The sequence below is a fragment of the Viridibacillus arvi genome (assembly GCF_001274945.1).
Taxonomy (GTDB): Bacteria; Bacillota; Bacilli; order Bacillales_A; family Planococcaceae; genus Viridibacillus; species Viridibacillus arvi.
This window is the reverse complement of the sequence record NZ_LILB01000005.1, coordinates 1,484,070-1,494,842: the sequence shown is the minus strand read 5'-3', so window position 1 is coordinate 1,494,842 and position 10,773 is coordinate 1,484,070. Positions and strand designations below refer to the sequence as shown.

9 protein-coding genes and 1 riboswitch are annotated in these 10,773 nt (G+C 36.8%); of the genes, 4 read left to right on the top strand and 5 right to left on the bottom strand.

Annotated features, from left to right (window positions below):
* Nucleotides 1-152 precede the first annotated feature (152 nt).
* Genes AMD00_RS16305 through AMD00_RS16295 form a run of 3 tightly spaced genes read right to left on the bottom strand, consistent with a single transcriptional unit; the run spans nucleotide 153 to nucleotide 3,062 of the window.
* Nucleotides 153-1,124, bottom strand: coding sequence for a DMT family transporter (locus AMD00_RS16305; protein WP_053418046.1), 972 nt, complete (start codon nucleotides 1,122-1,124; stop codon nucleotides 153-155).
* Nucleotides 1,125-1,149: 25 nt separating this feature from the next.
* Nucleotides 1,150-2,376, bottom strand: coding sequence for a peptidase T (gene pepT, locus AMD00_RS16300; RefSeq protein WP_053418045.1), 1,227 nt, complete (start codon nucleotides 2,374-2,376; stop codon nucleotides 1,150-1,152).
* Between the two features lie 35 nt (nucleotides 2,377-2,411).
* Nucleotides 2,412-3,062 carry a lysoplasmalogenase gene (locus AMD00_RS16295; protein WP_053418044.1) on the bottom strand — a complete coding sequence of 217 codons (651 nt, stop codon included), beginning with the start codon at nucleotides 3,060-3,062 and terminating at the stop codon, nucleotides 2,412-2,414.
* Between the two features lie 123 nt (nucleotides 3,063-3,185).
* Here AMD00_RS16295 and AMD00_RS16290 point away from each other — a divergent pair, with 123 nt between their 5' ends.
* Nucleotides 3,186-4,871, top strand: coding sequence for a hypothetical protein (locus tag AMD00_RS16290; protein WP_053418043.1), 1,686 nt, complete (start codon nucleotides 3,186-3,188; stop codon nucleotides 4,869-4,871).
* 163 nt (nucleotides 4,872-5,034) lie between these two features.
* Here AMD00_RS16290 and AMD00_RS16285 read toward each other — a convergent pair whose 3' ends face one another.
* Nucleotides 5,035-5,766, bottom strand: a complete 732-nt coding sequence (locus tag AMD00_RS16285; RefSeq protein WP_053418042.1) for an NADPH-dependent oxidoreductase — start codon at nucleotides 5,764-5,766, stop codon at nucleotides 5,035-5,037.
* Between the two features lie 199 nt (nucleotides 5,767-5,965).
* Nucleotides 5,966-6,079: riboswitch (SAM riboswitch) on the top strand.
* Nucleotides 6,080-6,194: 115 nt separating this feature from the next.
* Between AMD00_RS16285 and AMD00_RS16280 the strand changes: the two genes are divergently transcribed.
* Both AMD00_RS16280 and AMD00_RS16275 read left to right on the top strand, forming a co-directional pair.
* The gene (locus AMD00_RS16280; protein WP_053418041.1) at nucleotides 6,195-7,490 is read left to right on the top strand and encodes an O-acetylhomoserine aminocarboxypropyltransferase/cysteine synthase family protein; all 1,296 of its coding nucleotides are present in this window, start codon (nucleotides 6,195-6,197) and stop codon (nucleotides 7,488-7,490) included.
* 539 nt (nucleotides 7,491-8,029) lie between these two features.
* The gene (locus tag AMD00_RS16275) at nucleotides 8,030-9,013 is read left to right on the top strand and encodes a homoserine dehydrogenase (RefSeq protein WP_053418040.1); all 984 of its coding nucleotides are present in this window, start codon (nucleotides 8,030-8,032) and stop codon (nucleotides 9,011-9,013) included.
* Between the two features lie 132 nt (nucleotides 9,014-9,145).
* On the opposite strand, the gene AMD00_RS16270 is transcribed toward AMD00_RS16275, so the two are convergent.
* On the bottom strand, nucleotides 9,146-9,376 hold the full coding sequence (locus tag AMD00_RS16270; RefSeq protein ID WP_053418039.1) for a hypothetical protein: 231 nt from the start codon (nucleotides 9,374-9,376) through the stop codon (nucleotides 9,146-9,148).
* Nucleotides 9,377-9,489: 113 nt separating this feature from the next.
* Here AMD00_RS16270 and AMD00_RS16265 point away from each other — a divergent pair, with 113 nt between their 5' ends.
* Complete coding sequence (locus AMD00_RS16265) at nucleotides 9,490-10,368, top strand: EamA family transporter (RefSeq protein ID WP_211258668.1); 879 nt, start codon at nucleotides 9,490-9,492, stop codon at nucleotides 10,366-10,368.
* Nucleotides 10,369-10,773 lie beyond the last annotated feature (405 nt).

The following is a 10,773-nucleotide window of genomic DNA, read 5'->3' as shown; positions in this document are numbered from 1 at the left end:
ATTAGTTATTGTGGTGGCTCTATTTAGTTTCTAATTAAAGTATGTGAAGTATCTAACTTAAACTAACGGGTGCTTTAGTTTAATAAAAAGGAAAGAGCGTTACATATTAGTTATATAAAATATGTAACGCTCTTTTATTTATTTGTCTTTTTTTAATTTAGGTCTTGATAACCGAAAACAGTGGGCGTTTGTTTTTTCTTCATCAACATTGTGTAATAGCTATGTAAGAACATTCCAATGATGATAACAGTTAAGCCAAATAGGGCGAGTGGCTCCGGTAAAGGAATACCTAAGATAATCATCTCTCCTGCAATAACGAATAGAATTTCGGTCGATTGTGTTGCTTCAACGGCTGCAAGTTTTCCTTGGTTATTACGGACGCGATCTGTTGCGATAAAGAATAGGCTAGTTGCTATAACGCCTGAGCTAATCCCAACAAGAAGTGAATTAATTACTTGGCTAGCAGAAGGCAACCCAACTGTTATTAGAGCAATAATAGCTAATATAATCCAAGCAGGGAGCGAAGCGATGGTCATGCCAAGAACCCTTTGGAAGGTATCTAAGTTACCATCGCACACATCCATCATTTTACGGTTGCCAAGTGGATAAGCAAACGCTGCTACAATAACGGGTAAGATGCCTAGCACTAAGCTTTCAATAGAAACTGTTTTAGCACTAGGGATTTGAATTAATATAATCCCAACTAATATAATGCACGATATAAGCAAAGACACGATAGGAATCTTCTGTCGTATTGTTTTCTCACCAAGTCGTATGAAGAATAGAGGTGCTAATAATACTCCTGCAACAATTGTAAATTGCCATGTACCCGATACGAGCCAACCAGGTCCATAAGCAGCCGCGAATGTTAACGGTGCATAAAATAGAACGAACCCAACAAAGCTCCATAATAGCCAAGCTTTAGGTTGTTTTTTCATTTCCTTTGTCATTGATTGTATGCCTTTACGGTACATCACAATAACTAGTAAAAAAGGAATCATGAAAAAGTAACGTAATGATGAGCTCCATAACCAGCTACCACCATCTAACTCCATTACTCGATTTAATATAAAAGTTACAGCAAAAAATAATGACGCTAAAACACCTAAAGCAATTTCCTTCAAAATACCACCTACCTATAAATACGCTTTATGCTCGTTGCTCAAATAATTGGACAATTTCAATGATAACTTCAGTAGCTTTAACCATTGTCTCAGCAGAAACATACTCGAATCTACCATGCATATTTTCGCCGCCAGCGAAAATATTCGGGGTAGGCATTCCCATATACGATAGTTGGGACCCATCTGTACCACCACGAACTGGCAAAATTAAAGGTTTGATATTTAGGTTTTCCATTGCTGTATAGGCTACATCAACAATATCTTTTTGTGGTTCAATTTTTTCAGCCATATTATAGTATTGATCTGCTATTTCAACAGTAATGGCATCTTCACCGAATTCAGTTTTAATTTTGGCTTCGGCTTCTTTAAATAATTGTTTTCTTGATTCAAATTCTTCTCGGTCAAAGTATCGAATAATATAAGAAAGTCTCGCTTCTTCGATATGGGCGTTGAAGTTCATTAGGTGAATGAAACCTTCATGACCAGCTGTTTTCTCAGGTACTTCATCTGCAGGCATATAAGATTGGAATTTAATAGCCATTGTAATAGCATTGACCATTTTATCTTTAGCAGATCCTGGGTGTACACTCACGCCGAAAGTTTTTACTTTTACTCCAGCTGCGTTGAAGCTCTCGTATTGTAATTCACCTAAAGGACCACCATCCATTGTATAAGCGAAATCAGCATTAAATGCTTCAACATCAAATTTATGTGGTCCACGTCCGATTTCTTCATCAGGTGTGAAGGCAACTCGGATTTTACCATGTTTAATATCAGGATTAGCAATTAAATATTCCATAGCTGTCATGATTTCGGCAACACCCGCCTTATCATCAGCACCAAGTAATGTAGTACCATCCGTCGTGATCAATGTTTGACCTACATAATTAGCAAGTTCAGGCGAATTCTTTGGTGATAGAATTGTGTTTTCATTTAATTGAATATCTCCACCATCGTAATTGTCGTGGCGCTGTGGTTTAACATTTGTACCAGTATAATCAGTAGTAGTATCAACGTGTGCTAGGAAACCGATTGTTGGTAATTGTTTATCTGAATTAGCTGGAAGTGTAGCAAATAGGTATCCATTTTCATCAAGAGAGATTTCTGTCATACCGATTTCGGCTAATTCTTTCTCAAGTACATGTAGTAGATCCCATTGTTTCTCAGTTGAAGGAGTTGTTTCGCTTTCAGCATCAGATTGTGTGTCAATTTGTGCATAACGTACTAGTCTTTCAATCACTGTTTCTTTCATATTGGAATATCCCCCTTATTGTAAAAGCATTGTCACTATTCTAACACTTTCTTTCGGATGACGGAATAATAAGAAATACTAATAGCAAATAATAGCTGAGCACCATAATAGCTCACCATAATAAGTGCATGAGAAAAAGGTACATCAGTAATGAACATATTAATCGATAATATTGAATCAGAGAAAATAAATGATAGTGCTCCAAATGTAGCAAGCTTCGTGTTTGTCTGAATAGCTGTCCACCCCATTGTTAAAATAACGGCGATGTACGCAACAACTGCAACGGCTAAAATATGATCTCCAGTTTTAAAGACAGTACCAGCAATCCAAATGATCATGAATCCACCATAAAGTAATAAAAGCATAGCTGCAGGCTTAGCAATCACTTTTTCTTTAAGTTGTACAAATGCAACGATGTAGCAAATATGACCGATTAAAAAACTAGTTAAACCAAATAAAAACCATTGGAGTGTTGCGTCACCAATCATACAAAAGAGTAAACCAAGTAGTAACCAATTTTTATAACTTGTATTAGGCGGTGCTTTTTGAAGTGAAGCTAACCAAATAATGAGAAGCATAGGAATTACTTTAAAGCTAAGTTTTATATTGGCGGGTTCTGCAGGTATAAAGAAAATATAAATGATGCCTAATAAAATAATTAAGCTAATGAGAATTTTTTGTTTCATATTCTCACCTCCTTCATTAAAGAGTATTCTTGCTTAAAATAAATAAAACCTTTCTATTATTAAATATAACTGAAACTTTCTGAAGATTGTATCGTAAAATAGATATGTGAAAGGATGATCAAAATGATTGCTACATTAATAATGTCGGCGATAGTTGCAGCGGTAGCTGGACTATTAATCGTACCGATAACAAGTAAAACAAAAGATGGAGATTTAAAAGCTAAATTCAAGATCCAATTCTTTATTTTAGTGTTCATAGTTGCATTTATAGCTACAGCAACAATTTATTATGTTCTTATAATTGATCAAAATTGGACGCTTTTATGGCCAGTAATGATTGTTTTAACAGCGCTTGGAGCTTGGTCTGCAAGTGGAATGGAACGTAATTTAAAAGGTGTTCTGTTTTTAGGAAGCTTAGGATTGGGTGTATATATTTTGGCAGCGCCATTATTTAATGCGAACGAAAAATACACATCAGCTGAAATGACACAAAAGGTGGAACTGAAAGCATTCGATGAAACAAAAACGCCTGCAAGCGTACCTCCAAAATTTGCTCGAAATAAAATGAAAAAAGCATTTAGCCAAGTACCAAATACAAGCTACTATGAGTTAGGCAGTTTGCAAATTCAAAAGGTAAATGGTGAATTTGTGTATATTGCGCCTGTTGAATTCTCAAGCTTCTTTAAATGGACAAAGGGGAAAGTAACTCCAGGTTATTTTAAAATGAGTGCTACAGATTCTTCAGATAATCCAAAATTCATCAAATCAGAAATGAAATATACAACCTCTTCTTTTTTAAATAATAATGTTGAGCGTCATATTCGTTTAGAAAATCCGACGAAAATCTTCTACGGTGAGCCACAACTTGAAGTAGATGATAATGGTAAACCATATTACATTCGTTCATATGGGAAATTCATATCAGCGCGTAATGGCTTTGATGCAGAAGGTATTGTCATGGTCGAAGCTAAAACAGGTAAGTCTCAGACATTTGCTTTAAAAGATGTTCCAGAGTTTATCGATGGTGCCGTTTCACCAGAAGCAGTTAGCCTACAGAATAGCTATTTCGGTAACTATGTTCACGGTTTCTGGAATAGTAAATTTGGTAAAAAAGATGTGAAATTACCTTCAGATGAAGGAACGGAAGCTAATGTTAGCCCGATCTTTGATGAAAATGGTGATATGTACTACTTCACTGATTTTACAAGTCCTAAAGAAGGTGTCGATTCAATGCTCGGTTATTCATTAACAAATGGTCGCACTGGAGAGGCAACGTATTACACTGGAAACCAAGAGGAAGCTTACATGGATTCTCAAGGTGCACTACAAATAATAGAAAAGAAATTTATCGAGAAAAAATGGCATGGTCAAATGCCAATCATCTATAACTTCTATGGTGAAGCAAGCTGGTTAACACCAGTGCTCGATTCAAATGGTTTCTTACAAAATTATTTCATCGTCTCAGCTGCTAATCCTGAGCTTTCAGTTTCAGGAGCTACTCCAAATGAGGCATTAAGACAATATAAAGCTATCCTAAGTCGTGGTGGTAGTTCAGTAAACGGTAGCTCTAAGCAAGAGGAAGCTACTATTAAAGGGAAAATTGTCCGCGTTTATAAAGAGAAAAGTGGCGACTTCACAACAGTGTCGTTTATGTTAGATAACAAAGATAACTATAGTGTGAACTCAGAAGTTGTACCACTAGCAATTTATCTACAAGAAGGTGACACAGTCGAAGTGAAATATATCAACTCAGGCGAAGTCTTCCTACCTGTAAAAGAGCTAGTAATCGAAGGTTTAGTTAAAGAATAAAATGAAATGCCTGCCTGTCACTAAACAGTGGCAGGTTTTTTAGTGGGATTATGAATAGTGATCTAACGAAGTGAAAGAGATGATCCGTAGAAAAAAATATAATAGGTTGAACTCATGAAAAAGGCTCTAAAACTAGGTATCCCTAATTTCAGAGCTCGATTTATTACTTCCAATTAAATCCTTTTTGTGCTAAAAATTCGTTAATATGTGGTCGACGCTGTTCTATTAAGAAATCCGCCATTTGTTTTGTCCAGTTGGCCATTTTACGATTAGACCCGCGGCTTGCATAGTAGTCTTCCATTGTTGCATCATACTCATCTAACAATGTGTCATATTGATCTACATCATAATTGTTTTCATGTAGTACAGCTTGAACTGGTAAACGAGGTTTTGTTTCATTACGCTTCGTAGGTACACCAATCGTCATAGCAAACAATGGGAATACGTATTCAGGAAGACCAAATAATTCACTAATTTCTTTTGGATTATTACGCGCTCCACCAATATAACAAATACCATAACCTTGGTCTTCAGCAGCAATTACGAAGTTTTGAGCGAAAAGAGCAACATCCGCTACACCCACAAGTACGTTCTCTGCAGAATCAGCAATAATTTCAACACCATTTTTTTGCCCAGCAACTTGCAGTCGTTTAAAATCTACACAAAATAAAAACGAAGCACCCGCTGTTCCAAATTGAAATTCGTTATTAGAAAGTTCTCCAAGTTTTTTCTTTTTATCTTCATCTGTTACCCAAATGACGCTATAAGCTTGTACGAAATGCGAGCTCGCTGCCATTTGTGCTGTTTCAATTAAATCGACAACTACTTCTTTAGAAATAGATTCTCCTGTATATTTACGTACAGAAGCGTGACTACGTAGTAATTCTCTTGCCATTATCCGAAACCCCTTTGCCAAATAATATATATTTACTTTCTATCTTTAGGCTAACATATTTTAAAGTCTACTTAAAATAAATTCATCTATCTAAAAGTTGTATCTATTAAATTTAATGTTCAGAAAAAACAAATAAAAGTATTGACATTAGTTCGATTTATCTTCTATACTTGTCAACAAGATGGAACTGAATCAAATACTCTTATCAAGAGCGGCGGAGGGATAGGCCCTGCGATGCCCAGCAACCGGTGAGTGACGAACTCACAATGGTGCTAATTCCTACAGATTTTTAATCGGATCTGACAGATAAGGGGAGGAAAAATTGCTTATGCAACCCTCTTCTTAGCGAAGGGGGTTTTTATTTTTCCATAAAATCCTCCTCTCACCTCCGATTTGCCATCTCAAAAAACATTTAGGGGGAATGAATGATGACAAATTTACGTCCTGAAACTTTATTATTACACGGTGGTCAAGTGGCAGATCCAACAACAGGTGCACGTGCTGTACCAATTTATCGTACAACTGCTTACGCTTTTAATAGTACGCAGCATGCTCAAAAACTATTTGCACTTGAAGAACCCGGTAATATTTATTCTCGTATTATGAACCCAACTGTCGATGTATTCGAAAAACGCGTTGCTTTATTAGAAGGAGGAACTGCCGCAGTAGCATTATCTTCAGGAATGGCTGCTATTTCATTTTCAATTTTAAATATTGCGCGTGCTGGCGATCATATCGTTGCTTCAGGTAGTTTATATGGCGGTACATATAATTTGTTAGCCAATACTTTGCCTCGCTATGGCATTACAACTTCCTTTGTAGATGAAAGGGATCCAGAAAATTTCCGTACAGCGATTCAAGAAAATACAAAAGCGATTTATGTGGAAACAATCGGTAATCCAAGTTTAACTGTAGTGGATATTGAAGCTTTGGCAAATATCGCACATGAAAATGAGATACCATTAATTGTTGATAATACATTCCCATCACCATATGGTTCAAATCCAATAGAGTTCGGTGCTGACATTGTAGTGCACTCTGCAACAAAATGGATTGGTGGACACGGTACAGTAATCGGTGGTGTCGCTGTCGATGCTGGTAAATTTGATTGGACACAAGGAAAATTCCCTGACTATACAGAGCCAGATGCATCTTACCATGGTATTCGATACGGTGTTGATGCTGCTAGTGCTGCATTTGCAACTCGTTTACGCGTTCAATTATTACGTGATTTTGGTCCAACATTAAGTCCTGACAATGCATTCCAGTTAATTCAAGGTCTTGAAACATTACATTTACGTGTACCACGACATAATGAGAATGCACAAAAAGTAGCTGAATACCTACGTAGTCATGAAAATGTTGAGTGGGTTAGCTTCAATGGCTTTGAAGATAGTGCAACTCATGAAAATGCAAAAAAATATTTAAAAAATGGCTTCGGCTCAGTATTAACATTTGGTATTAAAGGTGGTCGTGAAGCTGGTCGCCAATTAATTGATAACATTGAGTTATTCTCGCATGTAGCAAATGTTGGTGATGCACGTTCGTTAATTATCCATCCGGCATCTACAACACATCAACAGTTAAGTGCAGAAGAATTAGTTTTAGCGGGTGTATCTGAAGAACTTGTACGTTTATCAATTGGTTTAGAAGCAATTGAGGATATTATTGAAGCACTAGATAATGCTTTTGCAAAAGTGGCTGAAGCAGTCGTAGCTAAATAAGATTTTTATATATAGTAAAGATCAAGACAAGGGATGACGATGGGCATTATGTCGTCCTTTTTTCTTTTTAAATCGTTATTTTTAAACTATAAAGGTTACGTCGCAAAACTTAAAATACAGTTGAAGTATTGTTAGTATCGGTTTTGGTGACCTTCTAGGAAAAACAATTGTCCTCTCCGGAAAGATTTTTCTTGTAATCTGTTCATTTATAGTCTAAAATCATCAATAAGTAAAAAAATTGAAACACAGTGTATTAGTAATTGATAAAATTGCTAAACGCTATTTGAAAAACTATTTGTAAGGGGATTATGGAGGAGATACGCTGTAAAGGGCTTCAATACAGTTGTACAGCAACATAATTAGTAAATAGCGTTATGTCTTTTTCTCTGAATTAATTGGAAGTCAATATCATATGGTATTGTGCTGAAAAACAGAATGAGTTTTAACATCTGTCTTTTATGTCATTAATGCTATATGAAGTTTGAATACAATTTGGAGATTTAGTGTAAGATTGCAATATTATTTTTGGAGGCGATCATATGGCAGCAGTAAAGGTAGCAATTCTAGGATTTGGTACTGTAGGGCAAGGCATTTATCATATCATTAATGAAAAGCGTGAACAATTTAAGGAAACATTAGGAGTAGATATTGAAATTGCTAAAATTTTAGTGCGTGATGTGACTAAGCCACGTTCAAATGCATCACAAGATTTAATTACAGATAACTTTGAAGAAATTTTAGCTATTCCAGATTTACAAGTTGTATTTGAAGCAATAGTTGGGGAAGAACCAGCATTTAAATATTCAGCACGTGCAATCGAAAATGGTTGTAACGTAATTACAGCTAACAAAGTAATGTTCTCTAAACATGGTTTAGTTTTACAAGAAAAAGCGAAGCAATATGGCGTACAAGTGGGTTACGAAGCAACAACTGCTGGTGGCGTTCCTGTTATTAAAACAATGCAAAATATCTTACGTGTAAATGATGTACACCACATCCAAGGAATCTTAAATGGTACATCAAACTACATCCTTACTCAGATGCGTAGTGAAGGATTAGCGTTTGATGATGTATTAAAAGATGCACAAAACCTTGGTTATGCTGAAGCGGATCCGTATAATGATATTTCTGGTCAAGATGCGTTCCGAAAACTTATGATTCTTAGTGCGTTAGCATTTGGTAAACAACCAAGATGGGAAGATGTTGATGTAATTGGCATTACTGAGATCACTTCTGAGCAAGTAGAAGAAGCTTCTGCGAAAGGTTTACGTTACCGTCATGTAGCAGATGTGCAGTTAGGTGAAGACGGAGAGTTAGTTGCAAAAGTAGGACCTGAACTAGTTGGTCCAGAACATCCACTTTACTCAATCGAGGGCGTTAATAATGCTGTTGCTCTTGATACAAACTACATTGGGACACTAACTCTTATAGGACCTGGAGCAGGAATGTTCCCAACTGCAAGTGTAATGGTTGAAGATTATGCAGATATGCTAGCTAAACAAACAGCACCTGTTACAATCTAATTATGAATCGGAGCTGCAATCAGTTGCTAGCTTCTACATATGTTAAACACCAGTGGCAATTGTAAAATGCCACTGGTGTTTTAATTTTCTCTCTATATAATCCAAATTAAAAAGACAGCTCTTGGCTGTCTTTTAGTCTTCATCTTTAATATCAATATCTTCTGGAATGGGCGTGTTCTTCCAAATTTCAATTTCTTCTTTGATACGTTCAAGTTGTTCATGGTAACGTTCAAATTGATCACTGCTGATTAAAAATTGTTCGCCATCGTGAACGGCATGAATGCGACCTTCAAGGATGTAACGCATCACTTGTTGCTCTGGCATTGAGATATCTTTCGCTGTATCTGCGACGGTTTTGTACATAATTCAATGCCTCCTTTTGCCTTCATTATAATAGAAGAAACTGTTTGCCTCAACTTTCAGAATTTATGGTATATTTATGAAAAGATACATAAGGAGTGAGCTGTTAAGTGAGTATATTACCGTATGCCTTTGTATTACTGGCAGCCGTTTTATGGGGAACAGTTGGTACTACACAGACATTTTTAACAGATGGTATTAATCCTCTTACTGTTGCCATGATGCGATCAGCAGTTGGTGGCGGCACTTTACTGTTCATTGCTATTTTAATGAGAAAGATAAAATTTCGCCATTGGGCTTGGAAGTATACATTTTTTGCGGCATTATCGATGGCCCTGTTCCAACCATTATTTTTTTCATCGGTACGTTTGACTGGCGTAGCAATTGGAACAGTCGTAACGATTGGGAGTTCTCCAGTATTTGCAGGTTTAATTGATTGGCTTTATTTCAAAAATAAACCGACACGCACATGGGGAGTAGCCACATTACTTGCGATAGTTGGTTGTGTATTATTGTTTGTGAATAAAGGAGAGGCAACTGTCAACCCGGTTGGTATTGCAATGGCTCTATGTGCGGGAACAGCTTTTGCAATCTATACACATGTGAGCAAAGCATTAATGGAAAAAGAAGAAGCATTGCCAGCAGTGGCGATGACATTCTCGATCAGTGCGTTATTATTGTGTCCAATCTCATTAGTGTATGGAATTGAATGGGTCGGGCAAAGTGCAAACTGGTTACCATTAGCATTCATGGGCGTATTCGGTACGAGTATCGCGTATTTGTTATTTTTAACGGGCTTGCAAAAAATTTCTTCATCTTCAGCAGTGACACTATCACTCGGAGAACCATTAACGGCCGCTATACTCGGTGTATTTCTAGTAGGTGAATACCTAAGTGTAACGGCATGGATTGGTGTTGCAATGCTACTTGGTGGTATTTTAGTTATTACATTTGGCGGCCATGTTAAAAAGGCTAATAAAATTTTAGCTACTTAGTTAAGGCTAAGTAGCTTTTTTGTGGAGAAAATGAAGTATAGATATGAGTAGCGTAAGCTAATTTCGGTATTATGGAAGCGGATTAAGACGTAAATATTCTGCTAAATAACAAAGGGCGAAGTTAGCGCAACAAACAGTCGAGTTAGTGCAACAATCAACCGAGATAGCGCAACAAACAGCTGAGTTAGTGCAACAAACACTCGAGTTAGTGCAATAAACAAAGTTTTTACCAAGATATCCAGTGCTCGTCGGGGCCAACAGGATGTTGGTCAGATAGCCGTTGCCACAGGACGTGGCGAACTTAGGCTAGCTTCCTTTATACGGACCGCTTCAGCATTAAAGTAGATATCCAGCTTCAGGCGCTAGCTGCTCGGGTCGTTTCAGTCGGGTGCTCAAAGTCAAAGA